The sequence below is a fragment of the Yinghuangia seranimata genome (genome assembly GCF_029953285.1).
GTDB lineage: Bacteria > Actinomycetota > Actinomycetes > Streptomycetales > Streptomycetaceae > Yinghuangia > Yinghuangia seranimata.
Map to the genome: position 1 here is coordinate 1 of NZ_JASAOI010000090.1, position 22498 is coordinate 22498.

Consider the following 22498-nt stretch of genomic DNA (forward strand, 5'->3'; position numbering starts at 1 on the left):
AGGGCCAGCAGATCGCGATCGCCGAGAAGGTGCTCGCCAGCCAGGGCCCCGGCGCCTGGCCGGTGTGCTCCATCAAGGCGGGCCTGACCAAGGGCGGCGCCGCGCCGCAGGTCGACACCGGCTCCGCGAAGGCCGCCGCGCCGAAGGCGGAGGCCAAGCCGGCCGCGCCGCAGGCCAAGGTCGTCGAGGCCCCCAAGGCCGAGGTGAAGACCTGGGCGCCGCGGACCGAGGCGCCGAAGACCGAGGCGCCCGCGCCGAAGGCCGAGGCCCCCAAGGTCGAGACCAAGGCGGCGTACACGGTCGTCGTCGGCGACACGCTGTTCAAGATCGCCAAGTCGCACGGGATCTCCGGCGGCTGGGAGAAGCTGTACGACCTGAACCGCTCGGTCGTCGGCGGCAACCCGAACCTGATCTTCCCGGGTCAGAAGCTCGCGCTCGGCACCACGGTCGTGGCCCCGGCCCAGACCCCCGCCAAGCCGGCTGCGGCCCCCAAGGCCGAGACCCCGGCCCCGTCCGCCAAGGCCGAGCAGTCCTCGGTCAAGGTGAGCGAGGACAAGGGCTCCGCGAAGGGTTCGAGCACCGCCAAGGGCTCGTCCACCGCGAAGTCGTCGGACTCCAGCGCCAGCTCGTCCACCGCGTCGTCGTCCGGCTGGGTCCGCCCGGTCCCGGGTGCCGCGCACGGCTCGTACGGCAACTCCGGCTCGCTGTGGTCGCACGGCCACACCGGTGAGGACTTCACCGCCGCGTCCGGCACCTCGGTCAAGGCCGTCTCCTCCGGCGTCATCGTCGAGGCCGGCTGGGGCGGCGCGTACGGCAACAACGTCGTGATCAAGCACGCGGACGGCCACTACACCCAGTACGGCCACCTGTCCTCGATCTCCGTGTCGGTCGGCCAGAAGGTCTCCACCGGCCAGCAGATAGGCCTGTCGGGCTCGACCGGCAACTCGACCGGCCCGCACCTGCACTTCGAGGTCCGCACCGGCCCGAACTACGGCTCGGACATCGACCCGATCGCGTTCCTGCGCGCGCACGGTGTGAACGTCTGATCCACGCACACTCCGCTGTGCTGGTGGGAGCAGTGACGCGGTAGCGCCCCCCCAGCGCACCGTGACAGCGGAAGGCCCCGGACCTTATTGGTCCGGGGCCTTCCGCGTTGTCGGGCGGTCGTCAGCGCGACGGCGAAGGGGACGGCAAAGACGTCGGGGGCGACGAAGTCGGGGGCGACGAAGTCGGGGACGACGACGGCGTGGACCGCCTCGCCGACGGCGAGGGCGACGGCGACGGCGACGGCGAGGCCGAGACCTCGGTGAACGCCGACTGCGGAGCCCCCGCGCCCGACCCCGTCACCCCGCCCGGCCCGCGCGTCGGCAGGGCCTGCGCGCCGTCCGGCGTCACGCGCGTCGCGCCGATGTAGTCCGGCTTGTCGACCTTCCCGAACCGGATCACCTCGCCGGTGTACGGCGCGTGGATCATCGCGCCACCTCCGACATAGATGCCGACGTGGTGGATGCTGCGCGGATCCTTCAGGTCGTTCGCGAAGAACACCAGGTCCCCGGGCAGGAGTTCGGAGCGCACCGGGTGCCGCCCCGCGTTCCACTGGTCGTTGGCGACGCGCGGCAGTTTGATGCCGACCTTGTCGTACGCCGCCTGGGTGAGCCCAGAGCAGTCGAACCGCCCGCCGTCGGCCGCCGTGCCCTCACCGCCCCATAGATAAGGCGTGCCCAGCTTGGACTGCGCGAACTCGATCGCGCCGACCGCGAGCGCCGACGGCGGCAGCGGCGCCTTGACCGCACCGAAGCTCTGCGCCAGCGAGCGGATGTTCTTCACATAGTTGCGGGTCTCCTTGTACGGCGGCACACCCGCGTACTGCGTCACCCGGAAGGCGCCGGCGTTGTAGGCGGCGAGCATGTTGTCCGTGCGGTCGCCCGGCACCGCGGCGATCGACCGGGCCAGCGCGCAGTCGTACTTCGCCGCCGAGGGGATCGCGTCGTCCGGGTCGAACGGGTCGCGCCGCCCGTCGCCGTCGCCGTCCGTCGACCACTCCGGCCACGTGCCGGGCATGAACTGCGCGATGCCCTGCGCACCGACCGGACTGACCACCTTCGGGTCGAACCCGCTCTCCTGGTACAGCTGCGCCGCGAGCAGGGTCGGCGAGAGCTCGGGGCACAGCCGCCCCCACCGCTCGATCGCGGGCTGGTAGGCGACCGGAACCGTGCCGGGCGCCAGGACGGCGGGGGCGCTCGCGACGGACGGCGCGCTGCCGCCGGACATCGCGCCGAGGGTGATCGCAAGCAGTCCGACCAGGCCGAACGGAAGCGCGGCGGCGGCGCCCACGGCGAGCCAGGCAGTACGCATGCGCGCATTCTGCGCGCCATGATTGCTCTGCGCAATCACCCGTGATACACACAGTGAGCGAGCCGTCTCGCCGGGGTGGTGGCCCGAACGGTGCCGTCAGGCCAGAATAATCGAGAGGCACGAGGCCCCCGTTCCACCCGGCGGGGGTAATTGGAGAAGCCCGAGTCGGGGGCGGTGAACGGCATGTACCTCAGTGCAGGCAACGGCGACATCAACACGATCATCGGTGGAATCGCGCCGGACTGGGGGCCCTTCGGGTCGCTCGGCCAGGAGGCCCGCACCATGGTCCAGGTAGTGATGGCGATCGCCATCCTGCTCTGCCTCGCGATCGCCATCTGGGGCGCCGCGAAGCAGCGGATAGGGGCAACCGCCTTGCGCGACACGTTCAGTGCCGAGCAGGGCAAGGGCCTGATCATCGCCGGACTCACCGGCGTGTTCATCATCGGCTCGCTCGGCACCCTCTTCACGATCATCTACGGGATGGCGATCTAGTACCGCGATCGTGCCCGATTCGCCGACCCGAGGTGGCTCACGTGGCGTACGCCTGCCCCCGCAACTCCCCAGGTGCGACGTATGCCCGAAAAACGCCCGGCAATTCCCCCGGCAATTCGGGTGAGGTCGGCTTTTTCGGCATTTCCGGTATTTCCGGCGAATTACCGGTGATCTCCTGCCGTCCGGCGGCCACGCCCGGGGCCTCGGATGGGTGACGGCCAACCCCGCACCCGGTTCGCGTCGTGGGCCGGGGCGCTCGCCCTGGTCGCGACCGTGCTGCTGGTGCTCGGCTATGCGGGCACCCGCGAGGCGAAGCACTCCCCCGCCGGCGCCGCGGCGGTACCGCGCGGCTCCGTTCCGGTAGCGGCGGCGCAGGGCCGACCGCCCGGCGCGCCGGTGACCGGCGTCGCGGTCGGCTACCCCCGCACGCGCGCGGGCGCACAGTCGGCCGCCGCGAACTACACGACCGCGTACGGCTCGTCCGCGATGTTCCGGACCGCGTCGCGGCGGGAGTTGATCGCGGCGATCGGCGATCCGGCGGGCAGGGCCGCGCTGTCGGCCCGCGCGGACGCCGCCTTCGGCGCGCAGACCGCGGCGTTCGGCCTCGACCCGGAGGGCAACGCGCCCAACGGGCTGGCGTTCGTGTGCCGGGTCCTGCCGGTGGGCACGCGGGTCGCCGCCTATTCGCCGGACGCGGCGACCGTGGAGGTGTGGGGCGCGGGCCTGGTGGGCCTCGCCGGGGCGGGTTCGAGCAAGCCGGTCAGCGAGGCGTGGACGACCACGACCATGCGGCTCACGTGGGCCGCGGACGACTGGAAGCTCGTCGACTTCAGCCAGAAGGAGGGGCCGACCCCGGTCAGCGGGCTGCAGTCCGCCTCGGGGGCGGAGGAAATCGCCCAGGCCGTCCGGGACTTCGAGGAACTCAGCTATGCCCGCTAGCCCGCCCGCACCGATCCTCCCCTCTCTGACGCCGTCGGCGGTGCCGTCCGCGATGCCGTCCGCGGTGTCCGCGACCCCAGTGCCGTCGGGTACCGCCGGGTCCCTCGCCACCGCCGTGCCCACGCCGTCGGGCGGGGGCGGTGCCGTGCAGGCGTACTGCGACATGCTGACCGGCCCGGCCAAGACGTACTGCCAGAACGGCGACGCGGGAACGCTGCCGGGGGTGCCGGGCAACGCGGTGCAGACGGCGGGCTTCGTCGCCGATCCACTCGGCTCGATCGCCAAGGGCTGCGCGGACGCCGCGACGTGGATCATCGAGAAGCTGTCGGCCACCGTCAACGGCAGCACGTCGGTCGACTTCACCAACCCGGGCTTCCTGCGCCAGTACGCCGTCGTGTTCGCCGCGTCGACGTTCCTCACCCTGCTGCTGTGGATGCTCGCGGTGGCGAAGCGCGCGGTGCGCGGCGCGTCGATCACGACCGCGATCACCGAGGCGGTCGGCTATCTCTGGCTGGCCGTGCTGGCTTCGGCGTTCACGCCGCTCACCCTCTACCTGGCCGTGTCGCTGACGGACGGCGTCACGTCGGCGATCGCGTCCGGCACGCAGCAGGACACCGACCGGTTCCTCGGCGGCTTCGCCAAAGCGCTCGGCCCGAACAGCGGGCTGGGCGGCGGCCCCGTGATGCTCATCTTCGTCTCGCTGCTCTCGATGGCCGCCGCCGCCGTGCTGTGGTGCGAACTCCTGGTCCGCGCCGCCATGCTGTACGTCGGTGCGATGCTCGGTACGGCCGTCTATTCCGGACTGGTCGACAAGGCGATGTGGCACCATGTCCGGCGCTGGGCAGGGATCATGGTGGCGGTGCTGCTCGCGAAACCGGTGGTGGTGATCGTTTTGGGGTTGGCGACCGCGGTCTCCGCGACCGACGGTCAGCAGGACGCGTTCGGGTCCGTGCTGTCCGGCCTGGCCATCATGGTGCTGTCCATCTTCGCGACGGCGCTCATCTACCGGTTCGTGCCCAACCTCGGTGACGACATGGCGTCGTTGCACGGCAGCCGCAGGGCGATGGCCGCCGGGGGCGCGGCGATGGTGAGCGGCCCGGCGAACTTCATGAAGCAGGGCATCCGGGCGCACGCGGGCCGAGGCGGAGGGGGCGGGGGCGGCGAACAGCCGGGCCCGGCCGCCGCGGGCGCGGTGGCGTCGGGCATTTCGGCGCACGGTACGCGCGGCACCGCCGCCCGGCCCGCGGCCCCCGCTCCCGCCCCCTCCCCCACCCCGCCGCCAAGTGCCGGCAACCCGAGCAACACGCCGCACGCCAGGACCCGGAACGAGGCCTGACCCATGACCACACAGCCGATCCACCGCCGCCGGACCTTCCTCATCGGCAAGGCCAAGCCGACCGCCGTCATCGGCAAGAACCGCGAGCCGGGCGAGATCTTCCTGATCATCGCCGGCGGCGCCATCGGGCTGTTGTGGGGTCTCCTGATTCCCATACTGCTGGTGCGCCTGGTCGGTCTGGTGGGCTTCCCGCTGATCGCGTTCGCGGCGGTGTACATGCCGTACAAGCAGCGCACGTTCTACAAGTGGTTCGAGATCAACCGCAGTTACAAGCGCACGCTGAAACGCGGCTCGCGCTACCGCTCGGCGGTGATGGAGGCGGGCACGCGGCTGAACGGCGGCGCGGTGGCCGTCGGCACGCCGCCCGGTGTGGGCCGGCTGTCGTGGATGAGCGTGCCGTTCGGTCCCGACGAACTCGCGGTGCTCATGCACCTGGAGCGCCGGACGGTCACCGCGGCGATCGAGATCGAGGGCCCGGGCGTGGGGCTGCGCGACTCGGAGGACCAGGAGGCGCTGGTCGAGCGGTTCGGCACGCTGCTCAAGCATGTCGCCAACGGCGACGGGTTCGTGACGCGGCTGCAGATCCTTGCGCGGACGATGCCGGCCGACCCGGACGCGCACGCGAAGGACGTGGCCCGGCGCGGATCCGCGAACTCGCCGCGCTGGGTGCAGGACTCGTACGACCAGCTGCAGTCGATGGTGTCGACGTCGAGCGAGCAGCACCGCGCGTACCTGATCGCGTGCATGCACTACAACCGCGACCTGGCCGCCGAGTCGTCCGTGATGGGCAAGGGCGACCAGGGCCTGGGCGTGGTCATGGCGCGTGAGCTGACGGACGTGTGCGCGCGGCTCGCCGAGGCGGACATCCGGGTGCGGCAGCCGATGAACGAGGCGCGGCTGGCGTCGCTGATCCACTCGATGTACGACCCTGAGCACCAGATCGACCAGTTCGACGGCATGCAGGCGCGGTACGCGTGGCCGGCCGAGCTGGACGCCACCCACCAGAACTACATGCAGGCCAAGACCCGCGAGTCGGAGACCACGCGCCCGTGGTGCCACGCGACCGCGTGGGTCAAGGAGTGGCCGCTGACGCCGGTGGGCGTCAACTTCCTCGCCCCGCTGCTGGTGCACACCCCGGACGTGATCCGGACGGTCGCGGTCACGATGGACCTGGAGCCGACCGACATCGCGATCGAGCGGATGCTGACGGAGAAGACCAACGACGACGCCGACGCGGCGCGCGCCGCGAAGATGAACCGCGTCGTGGACCCCCGCGACCTCGCCCACACCGGGCGCGTGGACCAGCGCGGCGAGGACCTGGCCGGCGGTGCGGCGGGCGTCAACCTGGTCGGCTACATCACGGTGTCGTCCCGCGATCCGGAGCAACTGGCGCGCGACAAGCGGACGATCCGCGCGTCGGCCGGCAAGTGCTTCCTCAAACTGGAGTGGTGCGACCGCGAGCAGCACCGCGCGTTCGTGAACACCCTGCCGTTCGCCACCGGCATCAGGAGGTGACGCCGTGACCGGCATCTTTTCGCTACTGACCGAGGGTTTCTCCAGCTTCCTGTTCGGCAAGCCGGAGACGCAGCGGCTTCCGGTGCGCACCTCCACCGGGCAGGCGCAGGCGGTGTACCTGCCGACGGCGGCGCCCGGACTCGGCGACTCGGGGGTGATCATCGGCCGCGAGGTCTACTCGGGCAAGGGCTACGTGTACGACCCGTTCCAGCTGTACGGCCAGCAACTGCCCGCGCCGCACTGGCTGGTGCTGGGCGAGTCCGGCAACGGCAAGTCCGCGCTGGAGAAGACGTACGTGCTGCGCCAGCTCCGTTTCCGGGACCGCCAGGTGGTGGTCCTGGACGCGCAGGGCGAGGACGGCGTCGGCGAGTGGAGCCTCATCGCGCAGGCGCTGGGCATCAAGCCGGTGCGCCTGGACCCGACGGACCTGACCGGCGAGGCGATCCGGCTCAATCCGCTGGACCCGTCGATCACGTCGACGGGGCAGCTGGCGCTGCTGCGCACCATCATCGAGGTGGCGATGGGCCGCCCGCTGGAGGAGCGCGCGGGCTACGCGCTGAAGGCCGCGCACGCCTTCGTGGTGCGGATGGTGAAGGACCGTCAGCCGATACTCCCGGACATCGTCGACGCGCTGCGCCATCCGACGAAGGAGTCGGCGGACCTGCTCAGCCTGGACCTGAACGACGTGCGGATCTGGGGTCTGGACGTCGCGCTGGTCCTGGACCGGCTGGTCGACGGCGACCTGAAGAACATGTTCGAGGGCCCGACGACGACCGGGATCGACCTGGACGCGCCGCTGATCATCTTCGACCTGTCGCACATCGACCGGAACTCGATCGCGATGCCGATCCTGATGGCGATCGTGGGCGTGTGGCTGGAGCACACGTGGATCCGCCCGGACCGGGTCAAGCGGATCTTCCTGGTGGAAGAGGCCTGGCACATCATCAACAGCCCGTTCGTGGCGCAGCTGTTCCAGCGGCTGCTGAAGTTCGGGCGGCGGCTCGGCCTGTCGTTCGTCGCGGTGGTGCACCACCTGTCGGACGTCGTGGACGGCGCGGCGGCGAAGGAGGCCGCGGCGATCCTGAAGATGGCGTCGACCCGCACGATCTACATGCAGAAGGCGGAAGAGGCGCGCGCGACCGGCAAGGTGCTGGGGCTGCCGCGCTGGGCGGTGGAGATCATCCCGACGCTGACGCCGGGCATCGCGGTGTGGGACGTCAACGGCAACGTGCAGGTGGTCAAGCACCTGATCACCGAGACAGAGCGGCCGCTGGTGTACACGGACCGCGCGATGACGGAGGACGCGGTCGAGGAGCGGGTGCGCGCGGACGCGGCGCTGGCGGGCGATCCGGCGGCCTGACCGCGACCGGGGCGTATTCAGGGGATCGGGGAGGTCGGCCTTGGCGGAGCGGCCGCCGCAACGCGGCATACCTGACGGTGCGCTGATCGGGGTGCTGGTGCTGCTCGTCGGCGGTACGGCGGCGACGTGGCTGTCGACCGGACTGGCCGGGCTCGCGCAGCACCAGGCGTGGCCGGACGGCGTGCGGTTCGGCCGCTCCGGGCGGGCGATCCGCGAGCTCCTCGCCGATCCGGGCGATATGGCGCGGGCGTGGCCAGGGTCGCCGCCGGAGGCGCTGCCGTCGCCGACGTGGTTCTGGACGGTCTTCGGTGTGATGGTGGTGATCGCGGTCGCGCTGGCGGTGTGCGCGTTGATGCTCTGGGTGCGGCTGACGGAACGTCAGGGCCCGCCGTCGCGCGCGAAGTCCACGGTGGAGACGGAGAAGGGCGCGGAACCGGGCGGCGAGCGGCCGGGTCCGGCGGCCTGACGGGGCGCGCGGCGGGCACGCTCGGTGCCTGATCCACACCTTCGGGTGAACCCCGCCGGAAGCGGAATCGCCTGGTCCGGGGCGGGGAATGCTCTGGCTACCGTGGCCGAGTCGGCCGCCGCGTGGCCGACAGGTCACCCGCCGGTCGACTCGACCCACCAGCCTCCCGCGGGCGCGTGTCAGCCTTCGGTGCGCCCGGCGGCGTCCGGCTGGGTCTCCTCGACGCGCTCGAGCATGCGCCGCAGCCCGTCGGCGAGCGCGGCGCGCTCGCCGGACCCGAGGTCCTGCAGCAGTCCCGCCTCGAAGCGGGCGGCTTCCCGGACGACCAGGTCCCACATCTCGCGGCCGGCGTCGGTCAGCTCGATGATGACGCGCACCCGGTTGTTCTCGTCGCGGGAGCGCGTGACCAGCCCGTCGGTGACCATGCGGTCGACCCGGTGCGTGACCGCGGCCGCGGTGAGCCCGAGGCTGCGGGCCAGCTCGCCGGGGCCGAGCCGGTAGGGGCGGCCGGCGACCACGAGGGTGCGGAGCACCTCCCACTCGGCGTTGCTGATGCCGAGCGCGGTGAGCTGCCGCCCGTAGGCGACGTCCATGCGCCGGTGCAGCCGGAACAACGCCGCGACGATCGCCTCGACCTGCGGATCGATCTCGGGGAACTCGCGCTGAAAGGCCGCGAGGTGGGTCTCGAGCTCGGAGACCGGGTCGGTCGCGGGGTCCTGCTCCATGCCCGAAGCATACCCGCAGCCCTTAAGTCATTAGACAGAAAGACTTCACGTGCGTATAGTTTAGTACTGAAGTCTTCAGCCTTGAGCTTCCCTCCGAACCACCCCTCGAACCGTCGCACCGGCCACCGGCCCGGGCGGCGGTTTCGTCGGGTTGCGCGCGGGACGCCCGGTCTGACGACGGCCCGCGGGACCGGATTCGGCCGGCCCCGCCCCATGACGGTCGGGAGGTGTGTGGTGGCGACCAACAACAGCGCGCTCCGGAGGATCCAGCTCGGCAACGCCCTCAGTGCGTTCGGCAGCGGGTTCACGGTTCCGTTCCTCTTCGTGTACGTGACCCGGGTACGTGACATGTCCGCCGGTCAGGCCGGTCTCATGTTCAGCGTCCTGGCGGTCGCCGCCCTGCTGGCGCTGCCGCTGGTCGGCCCCGGCATCGACCGGCGCGGGCCGCGCCCCGTCGCGGTCGTAGGCGCCGTCACTGCGGGCGCCGGTTCGCTGACCCTCGGCCTCGCGACCACGCCCGCGACGGTGCTGGTCGGCGCGGCGCTGCTCGGCGCCGGTGTGGCCGGCATCCAGCCGGCGCTGGCCACGATGATCGTGCGCTGCACGACGGCGCCGACCCGGGCCCGCGCGTTCGCGCTGCAGTTCACGTTCAACAACCTGGGCCTGGGCATCGGCGGCCTGATCGGCGGGCTCATCGTCGACCCGGCGCACCCGGCGTCGTTCACGGTTCTGTTCGCGGTGGAGACCGTGATGTTCGTGGTCCTCGCCGCGGTCGTCGGCACCGCGCGGGTCCCGGACGCCGCCCCGGCCGCGGCCGGCGTCGCGGCGGGCACCCGGGCGGGCTGGCGGCACCTGGCGCGCAACAAGGCGATGGTGCGGCTGTCCGTGGTCAGCGCGCTGATCTTCTTCACCTGCTACGGCCAGTTCGAGTCGGGCCTCGCGGCGTTCGCGACCGAGGTCAGCCGGATCTCGCCGAGCATGCTGGGCGTCGCGCTGGCCGCGAACACCGCGGTCATCGTGCTCTGCCAGCTCGCGGTACTGAAGGTCGTCGCGCGGCGGCGGCGCAGCTCGGTGATCGCCGCGACCGGCGTGGTGTGGCTGCTGGCGTGGATCGTCACGGCGGTGTCGGGGCTGCTGCACGGCAACGGCGCGGCGGCCGCGGTCACGATCATCACGACGTACGCGCTGATGGGCGTCGGCGAGAGCCTGCTCGCGCCGACCCTCGGCCCGATGGTCGCGGACCTCGCGCCCGGCCACCTGCTGGGGCAGTACAACGCGGCGCAGTCGCTGGTGAAGCAGCTCGCCATGGCGGCCGGCCCGGCGTTCGCCGGCGTGCTGGTCGGCGCGGGCGCGTACGGCCCGTACCTGGCCGCCCTGATGGGCTGCTCGGTCCTGATCACGGTGCTCGGCGTCCGACTCGGGCGCGGGCTCAGCCCGGTGCAGAACGGCGTGCTCGTGGCCGTCTCGGTCCCCGTCGCGACGGCCACGACGGAGTCCGTCCAGGAGCCCGTCGACGCGGCCCCGGAGGAGCCCGTCGCAGCGCCCGACGAGGCGCCCGCGAGGCAGCCCGCCGACCGGCCCCGTCAGGACGCCCCGCAGGAGCGGGTCCCGGCGCTGGCCGGCTGATCCGGCACGGTCGCCGCCGGGGGCGCGCCCAGTGAGGCGTTGCCCCCGGCAGGCGCCGCCCGCCGAACGGCCCGTCCCGCCTCACAGGAGGAACTCGCACCACACCGTCTTGCCGGTGTTGGTCAGCCGCGAGCCCCACGCGCTCGCGATGGTCGCGACGATCGCCACGCCGCGGCCGTTCTCGTCGTCGGCGGCCGCGCGGCGGCGCCGGGGCACGTGGTCGTCGGCGTCCGACACCTCGACGATCAGCCGCCGGTCGGTGCGCCGCAGGCGCAGCCGCATCGGTGCCGCGCCGTGCGTCAGCGCGTTGGCGACGAACTCGCTGACCGCGAGCACCCCGGACTCCCGCAGTTCCTCCCCGACCTGCCAGCTGGCCAGCACCCCCGAGGTGAACGCCCGCGCGCGGGCCGCGACTTCGTGGCCGCCGAGGAGGTCGAGGGAGGCGGTGCGGAACTGCGTCGCGGCGCGGCCCTCGTGCCGCGGCAGCTGGACGACCAACAGCGCGACGTCGTCGTCGTGTTCGACCGGCAGCCGCATGTGCTCGATCAGCCGGTCGCGCACGGCCTCGGGCGGCCCGACCGCCTCGTCCAACGCCCCGGCGAGGTCGTCGATCCCCCGGTCGATGTCCTCACCGCGTCGCTCGACGAGACCGTCGGTGTAGAAGGCCACGGTCGACCCCGGCTCCAGCGGCACGCTGCCGGACACGTGCGGCCAGCTGCCGCCGGTGCCCAGCGGCGGCCCGAGCGCGTCGTCGAGCCGGTGCACCTGGCCCGCCGGGTCGCGCACGAGCGGCGGCAGGTGGCCGGCGGTCGAGTAGGTCAGCACGCCCTCGCTCGGGTCGTGGACCGCGTACACGCAGGTGGCGATCTGCGTGGCGTCGATCTCCATCGCGAGCCCGTCGAGCAGTTGCAGCACCTCGTGGGGCGGCAGGTCGAGGCGGGCGTACGCACGTACCGCGGTGCGCAGTTGGCCCATCACGGCGGCGGCCCGCACGCCGCGCCCCATCACGTCGCCGATGACCAGCGCGGTGCGGCCGGCGCCGAGCGTGATGACGTCGTACCAGTCGCCGCCGACCGCGGCGTCCGCGCCGCCGGGCAGGTAGCGGGCCGACACCCGCAGGTCGTCCGGGTGTTCGAGGCGCTGCGGCAGCAGGCTGCGCTGGAGCGTGACGGCCGCCTGCCGGTGCCGCCGCTCGCTCTCCCGCAGCCGGTCGGTGGCCTGCACCTGGTCGGTGACGTCGACGGCGAACACCAGGACGCCGCGCACCGCGCGGCCTCCCTCGCCGCCGTCTCCGCGCACCGGGGTGCACACGAACGTGTAGTAGCCGTGCCGTCGTTCGCTCTCCGGCATACCGGGATACGCGGCGCCCTGGTGGTCCACGCGGCGGGCGCGCACGGTGCGTCCGCGCCCGGTCCGGTAGACCTGGTCCATCAGCGTCAGCAGCCCGTGGTCCGCGAGTTCGGGCATGATGTCGCGGGCCGGGAGACCGATCCGACGCGTTCCGAAGACCTCGCGGTAGGCCTCGTTGACGTAGGCGAGCTCGTGTGCCGGGCCGCGGGTGACCGCGATGAGCGCGGGTGCGTGGGCCAGCACTTCCCGCAACGAGAAGGTGTCGATGCGGTCCTGCATCCGCGCCGCGGGCACGGATCGCCGTCGGTCACCGGACAGCCTGGCGCCCCACCGAGTGATGTTCAACCGCCTGCTTCCTGATGAGTTCTTCACACTATGTGCCGTGAGGTTTACCTCTAGTGACATCACCAGTGTGGGCGAAAGTCGGCCACAGGGGAATCGCGACCGCGCGGCGGACCCCCCGTTCGGGGGACGGATCGGTACGCGCCCGCAATGTCCGCGACATGTTCGTGACGCCGGTCACACGATGATGACGCGGCGCGGCCTCATGCCCACGCACCGTGGGCACCGGACCGGCTGACGGGCCACCACGCTGACACAGCGTCAGCACGACACGTTTCCTCCACAACCGTTGCGTCGGATTCCGGTTCTGCGGTAGAGGCACCTCGGGTACGCTCGGCGAACTGGCAATGACTGAGCGGTCCGAGCAGGACACGAACACGAACATTTGCCTTCGGGGGAAGTACATGGGCGTTTCGCGTACGTATTCGAACGAACTGACCCGGGATCGGGAGAGCGCGGGAAGGCCGGCCGGCGGGTCGCATCCCGCGGGCATACCCGGTGCGCGCCGGCCGCAGCGCGGCCGCGCGCCGCTCGGCCTGCCGCCGAGTCCCGCCGACCCGGAATCCACCACACAGCTGCGCACCGACGCGCGCCGCAACCTCGAGCAGGTGCTGCGCGCGGCCCGCGAGGTGTTCGGCGAACTGGGCTACGACGCGCCGATGGAGGAGATAGCCCGGCGCGCGGGCGTCGGCGTCGGCACGATCTACCGGCGGTTCTCCGGCAAGGAGTCGCTGGTCCAGCGGATCATGACCACCGAGACCGGGCGGCTCACCAACGAGGCGGTCGCCGCACTGGCCGAGGAACCCGACGCGTGGTCCGCCCTCAACCGCTACCTGCGGCGCGCGGTGGCCTCCGGCGCCGGCCGGCTGTTCCCGGCGCTGAGCGGCCGGGTCCCGGTGACCGAGGAGATGCGCGCCGGGCGCGCCGCGCTCAACGACGCGGTGTGCCACCTGGTGGACCGCGCCAAGGCGGAGGGCTCGCTGCGCGAGGACGTGTCCGACGCGGACATCTCGCTGCTGCTGTCGTGCCTGCTGCCGCCGCCCGGACTGCCCAAGGCGCAGCGCCTCACCGTCGCCGCCCGCTACCTGGAGGTGGTGCTGGACGGCCTCCGGGCCGACCGGCCCTCGCCGCTGCCCGGCAAGCCGTTCACCCAGGACGAGCTGGACACCCTGTTCCTGCGCGGCGGCACCCGCTAGGCGGTCGCCGCACCCGGAAAGGGTGCCCTGCGGGCCCGCGCCGACGGGCGGTCGGCGCGGGCCCGAATTAGGATCCGGACATGGAGTTCGAACGCGGGCGGCCCGGGCGGGACGGTCGGTCCGCATGAACTTCACCCTGGTCCAACTGCGCTATTTCGTCGCCGCCGCCCAGCACCGCAGCATGACCGGCGCGTCGCGCGAGCTGATGGTGTCGCAGTCTGCGATCTCGGCCGCGATCGCGCACCTGGAACGGGAGTTCGGCGTCCAGCTGCTGGTGCGGCACCACGCCAAGGGCCTGTCCCTGACCGCGTCCGGTGAGCGCTTCCTCAACGAGGCGCGCGGGCTGCTCGGCCACGCCGACGAGATGGCGGCGGCCGCGAAGGCGTTCGGCGGGTCGCTGCGCGGCCATCTGACGCTGGGTTGCGCGCACACCGTCGCGCCGTACTATCTGCCGCCGCTGCTGGCCGAGTTCGCGGTGCGCTGCCCGGACGTCGAGGTCCGGGTCAGCGAGGCCGACGACGGGGACACCCTGCGCGAGCACCTGCTGGACGGCGGCTGCGAGCTCGCGCTGATGTACGACCAGGGCGAGCACGAGGCGCTCGACGGCGAGCTCCTGGCGCGGGTGCCGCCGCACGTCATCGTGTCCTCGGCGCACCCGCTGGCCGAGGAGAAGGCGATATCCCTGCACGCGCTGGCCGACGAGCCGATGGTGCTGCTCGACCTGCCGCACAGCCGCGACTACTTCGTCTCGCTGACCCGGCGCGTGGGTTTCCATGCCCGGGTGCGGTTCCGCACCCGCAGCACCGAGCTGGTGCGCGCGCTGGTCGCGGCCGGCCAGGGCTTCGCGATCCTCAACCAGCGCCCCGCGACGGACACCACGTACGACGGGGGGCGGGTGGTCGCGCTGGAGCTGACCGACGACCTGCCGGCGCTGCGCCTGGTGCTGGCACAAGCCCGCGGCGTCCGGCAGACGCGGCGGGCGGCGGCGTTCGCCGCGGTGTGCCGCGACTGGTTCCTGAGGCCGCCGCTGCGGACCCATTAGGCCGTTCGGGTGTGATACGGATCACACCAGCTCGCGGCGGATGTCGCGTCACGATTCGACACGTGCCCACTCTCCCTGGGTATGACCACGAACCCTCAGCACGCCCGCGCCCCCTACAGGCCCGCCGACCTGCCCGTTTCGCCGGCCGACCGGCACCTGGCCTGGCTGCTCGCGGAGTGGCGGCGGCGCAGCATCGCGGCCGGCTGGCCACAACCCGCCGCATGGCTGACCCCCGGGGCGAAGGCCGCCGTCGGGGCGTTCTTCCGGCCCGGGCGGATCCGCGGCGCGTGCGCGCAGCTCGCCGCCGACCGGGCGGACGCCGACATCCCGCTGCTCGCCGCGCTGTCGGACCTCGACCTGCTGTTCCTGACCGCGGTGGGGCGCGGCGCGTCCGACTCGGTGGTGTCCGCGTACATCGCGGCGCGGCACGCCCGGCTGCCGGTCGTCGACGGCTACGACCAGGTCTGCGAGCTGCCCGGCGAGGCGCTGCTGCGCCGCCACCTGATGCGCCGCGCGGCGGACGACCCGGCGGACCGGCCGCTGGTCGTCGCGGTGGAGCCGCAGATCGGCGCGTACCCCGCGCACGAGCGGCTGCGCCTGGCGCTGCTGGTCGCGCAGCATGTCATGGAGGTCTTCGGGACGCCCGCGCACCTGCTCGACGACGGCCGCCTCGCGGTGGTCGCGGAGCGGCAGGACGCGCTGCCGGCGCTCGTGCGGCTGGCCGGGCTCGCCCCGTACGACCCGATCCTGGCGGCGACCGGCCACGCGGCGGTCCCGACGGTGCGCGCGTCCGTCGTCACCGTGCTGCGCGACCTCTCCGACGCCGGCGCGGACGACGGCGCGGGCGGCAGGGACGGCCTGTGCGTGGCCTAGGACCCCGCCGGGGCCGGGCGCTACTCGCGGACGACGAGCACCGGGCAGGCGGCGTGGTGCACCACCGCGGTGCTGACCGAGCCGAGCAGCAGCCGGGAGAAACCGCCGATGCCGCGGGAGCCGACCACGACCATGACGTGCCGCTCGGACATGCCGAGCAGCACCTCGGTGGCGGTGCCGGAGAAGACCTGGACGTGCAGTTCTCCGTCATACGCCGCCTCGCGGGTGCGGTTGACGTCGGCGACCAGCGCCTCGGTCTCGGTGCGCACGCTTTCCAGGGCGGCGTTCATGTCCTCGGCGTACACGGCGCCGGGGGCCATCGCGGCGTAGGTGCCGGCGGGCGGCGCGGAGCTGACCACGTACAGCGGCAGGCCGCGCAGCTGGGCCTCCGTCATCGCCCAGTCGAGCGCGCGGCGCGACGGGTCGGATCCGTCGACGCCGACCACGACCCCGCGCGGTTCGTCCTGTGCCATCGGTCGCCCTCCTCGTCGCGCGGTCGGCGGCTCCGAGGCGCTGGGAAGGCTTGTACCGCGATTGCGACAAAACATTGCATTTGCGGACACGATCGGGCGGCAGATCACCCGGCTGGACGCGGCGACAGACGTGCCGGGCGGAGCGGTCCGGCGGGCACCCGGTGGGCAGGGGCAAGCGGCTGAGAAGCCACGGAAAGGCGCCCCCCGGCGGACCTTTCCGTGGCCGTCTCAGCTCCCGGCCGGGCTGCGCCGTCGTCCGCTCGCGCCGCCCGCCGGATGCCTCACGCTAGCGGCCGGGTGTGAGGAACAGATGACGCCGACATGACGGGTATGCGGCGCACCGCACCGCCCTGGGACCTTCGCGTTGGCGTCCCGCTAGCCGACGCCGCCCGTGAGCGTCACGCCGCCGTCGATCACCAGCGTCTCGCCGGTGATCCACGACGCGTCGTCCGACAGCAGGTACGCCGCGGCCTTGGCGACGTCCTCCGGCACACCGAGCCGCTTCATCGGGTACGCGGCGGCGGCCTCCTCCTCGCGCCCCTCGTACAGCGCCTCCGCGAACCGCGTCTTGACGACCGCCGGCGCGACCGCGTTGACGCGTACGCCGGGGCCGAGTTCGCCGCCGAGCTGCCGGGTCATGTGGATGAGCGCGGCCTTGCTCACGTTGTACGCGCCGATGAACGGTCCGGCGACGACGCCGCCGACCGACGCGACGTTGAGCACCGCCCCGCCGTGCTCCTTCATCCACGCGCCGTACGCCTCCTGCGTCCAGCCCAGCGCGGCCACCAGGTTGACCTCGAGGATCTTGCGGAACGCCCCGAGGTCCGCGTCGATCAGCGCGCCGAAGTGCGGGTTGATGCCCGCGTTGTTGACCAGCAGGTCCAGCGAGCCGAACCGGTCGATCACCGCCGCGACCGCCGCCGCCCGGTGCTCGGCGTCGTCCGCCTTGCCGGGCACCGCCATCGCGTGCGCGGCACCGCCCAACTCCTCGACGGCCGCGTCCAGTTCCTCCTTCTTGCGGGCCGTGAGGCACACCGTGGCGCCGCACGCGACCAGTTCGGCCGCGATACCGAGCCCGATGCCGCGGCTCGCGCCGGTGACCAGCGCGGTCCTGCCGGTGAAGTCGACCGTCATGCCACGAACTTCCCTTCCTCGAGGACGGTCCGCGCCTTGGCCGCGAGACCGGCGAGCCCTTCCCTGGTGAACCGCGACGCTCCGCCGTCGCCGGCCTGGTCGCCCATCGCACCGGCCGTGTACCGGTCCAGCACACCGGCGAGGATGCACGCCAGCCGCCAGTAGGCGAACGCGGCGTACCACGCGATGCCCGACAGGTCGCGCCCGGTCGCGGCGGCGTACCGCGCGCAGAACGCCGCGCGGTTGACGAACCCCTCGGCCGCGGTGCCGTCCGACGGCAACAGGCCGCCGTCCTCGCCGCGTTCGACCCAGTACACGAGCGTGGTGCCGACGTCCGCGAGCGGGTCGCCGAGTGTGCACAGCTCCCAGTCGAGCACCGCGCGCACCGAACCGTCGGGGCCCACGATGCAGTTGTCGAGCCGGAAGTCGCCGTGCACGATCGTGGCGCCCTGCTGCTCGGGCACCGACGCGCTCAGCGCCGCGTGCACCTCGTCGATCCCCTCGACGCCCGGCACCCGGGTGGCCTCCCACTGCCGGTGCCAGCGCCGCAGCTGCCGTCCGATGTAGTCCTCGCGGCGGCCCAGGTCGCCCAGGCCGACCGCGTCGACGTCCACCGCGTGGATCGCGGCGAGGACGTCGGCGAGCTGCTCGCCCGCGCGCCGCCGGCCGTGGATGTCCAGCTCACGGGTGGCGTCGGCGGCGTTGCGCAGTACCGCGCCGTCCACGAACTCCATGACGTAGAAGGGCGCTCCGTTGACGGAGTCGTCCGCGCTCAGCCCGACCACCGGCGGCACCGGCACCGGCGTGCGCCCCGAACCGAGCGCCGCCAGGATGCGGTGCTCGCGCCCCATGTCGTGCGCCGTCGCGAGGACGTGGCCGAGCGGCGGGCGGCGCAGCACCCACCGGGTGCCCGCGCCGTCGGCGACCACATAGGTCAGGTTGGAGTGCCCGCCCACGACCGGGGTGAAGGACAGCGGCGGAACGAGCGACGGGACCCGTGCGGCCAGCCACTCGGTGACCTCGCCGGGCGCGACGCCCGCGGGCACAACGGTTCGACCGGATTCGCTCATGCTTCGCCGTCCGCGGCCAGCAGCGACGCGAACTTCTTGCGCGCGGCCTCGCGGCGCGTCGGCACGTGCTCGCTCGGCACCTCCACCGCACGGTAGTCCTTGAGCACCTGGCGCGCGACGGTGACGCGGTGCACCTCGTCCGGCCCGTCGTAGATGCGGGCGGCGCGCGCGTACCGGTACATCTGCTCGAGCGGCAGGTCGGTGGAGAACCCCAGCGAGCCGTGGATCTGGATCGCGCGGTCGATCACGTCGTACAGCACCTGCGCGCCGTAGAACTTGATCGCCGAGATCTCCGTGCGCGCGGCGGGCGCCCCGTCGCGGTCCATGCGCCACGCGGCGTGCAGCGTCATCAGGCGGGCGGCCTGGATGCCGGCGTACGAGTCGGCGATCCAGTTCTGCACGGTCTGCTTCTCGGCGAGCAGCGAGCCGTGCGCGTACCGGGACACGGCGCGCTCGCACAGCATGTCGAGGGCGCGCTGCGCCTGGCCGAGCCAGCGCATGCAGTGGTGGATGCGACCCGGGCCGAGGCGGAGCTGGGCCAGCTTGAAGCCGTCGCCCTCGTTGCCGACGAGGTTCTCGTACGGCACGCGCACCGCGTGGTAGCGGATCTCGGCGTGTCCGCCGAGTCCGCGGTGCAGCCGCTCGGTGCGGCCGGGGTCCTCCAGCGTGGCGACGTCGCGGACGATCTCGACGCCTGGGGTGTCGGCCGGGACGACGATCATCGACGCGCGCGCGTGCGGGTTGGCGTCGGGGTCGGTGACGACCATCGCGATGAGGATGTCGGCGACGGAGCCGTTCGACGTGAACCACTTGTGGCCGTCGATGACCCACTCGTCGCCATGCCGGACCGCGCGGGTCGCCAGCAGCGTGGGGTCGGACCCCGCGGTGTCCGGCTCGGTCATCGAGAACGCGCTGCGGATACGGCCGTCGAGCAGCGGCTCCAGCCAGCGTTCCCGCTGCCACTCGCGGCCCGAGGCGGCGATGCCGTGCGCGAGCAGCTCGGCGTTGCCGGAGTCGGGCGCGTTGTTGCCGAAGACGACCGGCGCGTACGCCGTGCGGCCGAGGATCTCGTGCATGAGGCCGAGGCGCACCTGGCCGAAGCCCTGTCCGCCGAGCTCGGGCGGCAGGTGCGCGGCCCACAGGCCGCGTTCCTTGACCCGTTCCTTCAGCGGCGCCAGCGCGGCGCGCAGCGTCGGGTCGTCGAGTTCGAGGGTCTCCAGGGGGCAGATCTCGTCGCGGACGAAGCCGCGCATCCACTCCAGTTGTTCCTCGAACTCCGGCTCGGTCGAGAAGTCCCAGGCCATCGTGCCCATCCCCTCGGGTGGTCGGTCGGATCGGTCGGATCGGCTGATCGGTGCGCGGGCGGGCCGGCGGTCAGCCCAGCGCGGCGGGGTCGCGGCGGGCCCGCCCGGAGAACGCCAGCGAGCGGCCCGCTTCCAGGGCCGCGAACTGCATGAGGTGCGGCAGCAGCCGGTGCAGCGGGCCGACGGTCACTGCGGGGCCCGGCGTACGGCCGCGGCCCGAGACGCCCAGCAGGACGCCCAGGCGTAAGGCCGCGCGGCCGACTTCGGCGTGCGTCATCGGCCGGGCGGGCCCGTGGGTCGCGGGCGTGGCGCCGCGGTCGAACAGCGCCACCGCGGAGGTCGCCACGCGCTCCGCGTACGGCCGCACCGCGCGCCGGTCGACCGGCTCGGCCCACGAGGTCAGCACCCGCAGGCCGCCCTCGCGCAGCACGAACATCTCCTGCGGCGGATCGGCCGCTCCACCGGTCGCGCGCGCGACCGTCATCGCGTCGTCCGGACCCTCGACGAACACCATGCGGGGAGCGGTGCCCCGCAGCGCGCGGTGGCACGCCGCGACGCCCTGCCCGGGCGGCATCGGCACGGTCGCCGCGCCCGCCGCCAGGACGGCCAGGTCGAGCACCGTCCAGTCGACGCACGGCCGCACCATGACCCCGATCCGGTCGCCGGGCAGCACCCCGCCGGCCATCAGGCCGGCCGCGACCGCGACCACGCGGTCCTCCAACTCCCGCCAGGTCAAGGACCGTTGGGCGGCACCGGAGGGATCGCGCCAGTGCGCGGCCATGCGCTCCGGCCAGTGGTCCGCCGCGCGCCACAGCGCGGCGAGCAGGTTGCGGTTCGCCGCAGTGCCCGGCACGGCGCGTGCGTGCTCCACGACGGTCCCCCTCACCGACGGAACCAACCAGGCTCTTGTCTAGCAGGCGAGGGGGCCGCGTCGTAGGCGGGCGGGCGCGGAGGGTGCCGTCAGACGCCAAGGGACCGCCCGATGATCTCCTTCATGATCTCGTTCGTCCCGCCGTAGATCGCCTGGACGCGGCTGTCGATGAACGCCTTGGCGACCGGGTACTCCATCATGTAGCCGTAGCCGCCGTGCAGTTGCAGGCAGCGGTCGACGACGCGCTTCTGCAGGTCGGTCGTCCACCACTTGGCCTTGGACGCGGCGACGGCGTCGAGATCGCCGTCGAGGTGCCGCAGCACGCAGTCGTCGATGTACGTGCGGGCGATGTCCAGTTCGGTGGCCATCTCGGCCAGTTCGAAGCGGGTGTTCTGGAACGACCCGATCGGCTGCCCGAACGCCGTACGGCTCTTGCAGTACTCGAGCGTCTGCTCGAACACCACCTCGGCGCCGGCCACCGCCGCGGTCGCGATGCCGAGCCGCTCCTGCGGCAGGTTGTGCATCAGGTGGTAGAAGCCCTGGTTGAGCTGCCCGAGCAGGTTGTTGCCAGGGACCCTGACGTCGGTGAAGAACAGCTCGGCGGTGTCCTGCGCCTTCATCCCGACCTTGTCGAGGTTGCGGCCGCGATCGAAGCCCGGCATGCCGCGTTCCACGACGAGCAGGCTGATGCCCTTGCTGGCCTTGGCCTCCGGGTCGGTCTTCACCACCACGACGACGAGGTCGGCGTTGATGCCGTTGGTGATGAAGGTCTTGGCGCCGTTCAGGATCCAGTCGTCTCCGTCGCGTACCGCCGTCGTGCGGACGCCCTGCAGGTCGCTGCCCGCGCCCGGCTCGGTCATCGCGATCGCGGTGATGATCTCGCCCGAGCAGAAGCCCGGCAGCCAGCGGGCCTTCTGCTCGTCGGTCGCCAGGTCGTTGAGGTACGGCGCCACGACCTCGTTGTGCAGGCCGAAGCCGACGCCGGACGCGCCGGCCCGGACGATCTCCTCCGACAGCGTCATCGGGTACCGGAAGTCCTTGACCCCGCCGCCTCCGTACCGCTCGTCGACGTCGATGCCGAGCAGGCCCTGCTTGCCGGCCTTGCGCCACACCTCGCGGTCGACGATCCCGGCCTTCTCCCACTCGCCGTGGAACGGCGTGACCTCGCGGCGCACGAACTCGCGCGCCGTCTCGCGGAAGGCGAGGTGCTCGGGTTCGAGATGGCGGTCCCTCATGGCTGATCCCCCTGCTTCGACTCGGGTGACTGGGTGGCACGCAGGACGTCGACCTCGCGCTGCAGGTCGGCGGCGAGTTCCGCGATCAGCGCGGCGCGGTCGACGGCGCCGTCCGCGGTGCGCGCGTCGTCGGGGTTCCGGCGGAGCAGCCCGCCGAGGGTGAACCGGGCGAGCATGGCGGCGAGTTCGGGCGGCTGGTAGGAGCCGTCGGGGCGGTACCACTTGTACATCCAGTTGCACATGCCGATCGCGGCGAACGCGGCGATCTTGGCGTCGACGGGCTGGAACTCCCCGCTCTCCACGCCGTCCTGGACGACGGCGCGCACCGCACCGTCCACCTCGCGCTTGAACTTGTCGAAGACGGCCCGCGCCTCGGCCGGCAGCTGGTCCTCGTCGCGGAACCCGAGCCGGTACAGGTCGAGGTGCCGGGTCAGCCCGAGCACGTGCAGCTCGATCAGCCGCCGCAGCCGCGCCGACGCGGGCTCGTCGAGCACCACGACCGCGCCGATGCGGTCGGCGCCCTCCCGCGCCCAGTCCTCGAAGATCGCGGTGACCAGCGCGTCCTTGTTCGGGAAGTAGTGGTACAGCGCGGCCTTGGACATGCCGAGCTCGTCGGCGATCTCCTGGAGCGTGACGGCGCCGAGCCCGCGCACCCCGAACAGCCGCGTCGCGGCGGCCCGGATCTCGTCGCGCATGAGGCGGTTGCGTGGCGGCATCGTCAACCTAGCGGTAGGAATTCCGACTCGATGGTCGGATGCTAGGCGCGGGGTGTTCAGGGATCAAGAGGACGGCAC

Annotated in this window: 20 protein-coding genes and 1 pseudogene; 11 read left to right on the forward strand and 10 right to left on the reverse strand. The window is 72.7% G+C overall.

What is annotated here, in order from left to right; translation table 11 throughout:
• Positions 1–1046 (forward strand): peptidoglycan DD-metalloendopeptidase family protein (locus QI554_RS41555; RefSeq protein WP_281478190.1); only part of this gene is annotated, 1046 nt, incomplete at its 5' end.
• 316 nt (positions 1047–1362) lie between these two features.
• Here QI554_RS41555 and QI554_RS41560 read toward each other — a convergent pair.
• Positions 1363–2355: pseudogene (locus tag QI554_RS41560) on the reverse strand (C40 family peptidase); the annotation flags it as partial.
• 183 nt (positions 2356–2538) lie between these two features.
• Between QI554_RS41560 and QI554_RS41565 the strand changes: the two are divergent.
• The 6 genes from QI554_RS41565 (at position 2539) to QI554_RS41590 (ending at position 8463) form a co-directional block, all read left to right on the forward strand.
• Positions 2539–2847: a hypothetical protein gene (locus QI554_RS41565; protein WP_281478195.1), complete on the forward strand. Its 309-nt coding sequence runs from the start codon at positions 2539–2541 to the stop codon at positions 2845–2847.
• Between the two features lie 207 nt (positions 2848–3054).
• Positions 3055–3786 (forward strand): hypothetical protein, encoded by a 732-nt coding sequence (locus QI554_RS41570; protein WP_281478196.1) that lies wholly within the window; start codon positions 3055–3057, stop codon positions 3784–3786.
• Positions 3776–5122, forward strand: a complete 1347-nt coding sequence (locus QI554_RS41575; protein ID WP_281478197.1) for a hypothetical protein — start codon at positions 3776–3778, stop codon at positions 5120–5122. Before QI554_RS41570 ends, QI554_RS41575 begins: the two co-directional genes overlap by 11 nt.
• 3 nt (positions 5123–5125) lie before the next feature.
• Positions 5126–6637 (forward strand): SCO6880 family protein, encoded by a 1512-nt coding sequence (locus QI554_RS41580; protein ID WP_281478200.1) that lies wholly within the window; start codon positions 5126–5128, stop codon positions 6635–6637.
• Positions 6638–6641: 4 nt separating this feature from the next.
• On the forward strand, positions 6642–7997 hold the full coding sequence (locus QI554_RS41585; protein ID WP_281478202.1) for an ATP-binding protein: 1356 nt from the start codon (positions 6642–6644) through the stop codon (positions 7995–7997).
• A 40-nt stretch (positions 7998–8037) separates the two neighbouring features.
• Positions 8038–8463 (forward strand): hypothetical protein, encoded by a 426-nt coding sequence (locus QI554_RS41590; protein ID WP_281478204.1) that lies wholly within the window; start codon positions 8038–8040, stop codon positions 8461–8463.
• Positions 8464–8642: 179 nt separating this feature from the next.
• Here QI554_RS41590 and QI554_RS41595 read toward each other — a convergent pair whose 3' ends face one another.
• Positions 8643–9188: a MarR family winged helix-turn-helix transcriptional regulator gene (locus QI554_RS41595; protein WP_281478206.1), complete on the reverse strand. Its 546-nt coding sequence runs from the start codon at positions 9186–9188 to the stop codon at positions 8643–8645.
• A 231-nt stretch (positions 9189–9419) separates the two neighbouring features.
• Between QI554_RS41595 and QI554_RS41600 the strand changes: the two genes are divergently transcribed.
• Positions 9420–10814: an MFS transporter gene (locus QI554_RS41600; RefSeq protein ID WP_425528139.1), complete on the forward strand. Its 1395-nt coding sequence runs from the start codon at positions 9420–9422 to the stop codon at positions 10812–10814.
• Positions 10815–10895: 81 nt separating this feature from the next.
• Here the strand turns inward: QI554_RS41600 and QI554_RS41605 are convergent, their stop codons facing one another.
• The gene (locus QI554_RS41605) at positions 10896–12509 is read right to left on the reverse strand and encodes a SpoIIE family protein phosphatase (protein ID WP_281478210.1); all 1614 of its coding nucleotides are present in this window, start codon (positions 12507–12509) and stop codon (positions 10896–10898) included.
• A gap of 401 nt (positions 12510–12910) precedes the next feature.
• Here QI554_RS41605 and QI554_RS41610 point away from each other — a divergent pair, with 401 nt between their 5' ends.
• From QI554_RS41610 to QI554_RS41620, 3 genes are all read left to right on the forward strand, one after another.
• Complete coding sequence (locus tag QI554_RS41610) at positions 12911–13702, forward strand: TetR/AcrR family transcriptional regulator (protein ID WP_281478212.1); 792 nt, start codon at positions 12911–12913, stop codon at positions 13700–13702.
• 124 nt (positions 13703–13826) lie between these two features.
• Positions 13827–14744, forward strand: coding sequence for a LysR family transcriptional regulator (locus QI554_RS41615; protein WP_281478214.1), 918 nt, complete (start codon positions 13827–13829; stop codon positions 14742–14744).
• 81 nt (positions 14745–14825) lie between these two features.
• The gene (locus QI554_RS41620; RefSeq protein ID WP_281478216.1) at positions 14826–15617 is read left to right on the forward strand and encodes a hypothetical protein; all 792 of its coding nucleotides are present in this window, start codon (positions 14826–14828) and stop codon (positions 15615–15617) included.
• A gap of 20 nt (positions 15618–15637) precedes the next feature.
• Here the strand turns inward: QI554_RS41620 and QI554_RS41625 are convergent, their stop codons facing one another.
• From QI554_RS41625 to QI554_RS41655, 7 genes are all read right to left on the reverse strand, one after another.
• On the reverse strand, positions 15638–16090 hold the full coding sequence (locus QI554_RS41625) for a universal stress protein (RefSeq protein WP_281478218.1): 453 nt from the start codon (positions 16088–16090) through the stop codon (positions 15638–15640).
• Between the two features lie 375 nt (positions 16091–16465).
• A complete protein-coding gene (locus tag QI554_RS41630) occupies positions 16466–17224 on the reverse strand; it encodes an SDR family oxidoreductase (protein WP_281478220.1) in 759 nt (252 codons plus the stop codon).
• Complete coding sequence (locus tag QI554_RS41635) at positions 17221–18294, reverse strand: phosphotransferase family protein (RefSeq protein WP_281478222.1); 1074 nt, start codon at positions 18292–18294, stop codon at positions 17221–17223. Before QI554_RS41635 ends, QI554_RS41630 begins: the two co-directional genes overlap by 4 nt.
• Positions 18291–19607 (reverse strand): acyl-CoA dehydrogenase family protein, encoded by a 1317-nt coding sequence (locus QI554_RS41640; RefSeq protein WP_343230863.1) that lies wholly within the window; start codon positions 19605–19607, stop codon positions 18291–18293. Before QI554_RS41640 ends, QI554_RS41635 begins: the two co-directional genes overlap by 4 nt.
• A 61-nt stretch (positions 19608–19668) precedes the next feature.
• A complete protein-coding gene (locus QI554_RS41645; RefSeq protein WP_281478225.1) occupies positions 19669–20469 on the reverse strand; it encodes an AMP-binding protein in 801 nt (266 codons plus the stop codon).
• Positions 20470–20558: 89 nt separating this feature from the next.
• On the reverse strand, positions 20559–21704 hold the full coding sequence (locus QI554_RS41650) for an acyl-CoA dehydrogenase family protein (RefSeq protein ID WP_281478228.1): 1146 nt from the start codon (positions 21702–21704) through the stop codon (positions 20559–20561).
• On the reverse strand, positions 21701–22420 hold the full coding sequence (locus QI554_RS41655; protein ID WP_281478230.1) for a TetR/AcrR family transcriptional regulator: 720 nt from the start codon (positions 22418–22420) through the stop codon (positions 21701–21703). Before QI554_RS41655 ends, QI554_RS41650 begins: the two co-directional genes overlap by 4 nt.
• Positions 22421–22498: the final 78 nt, after the last annotated feature.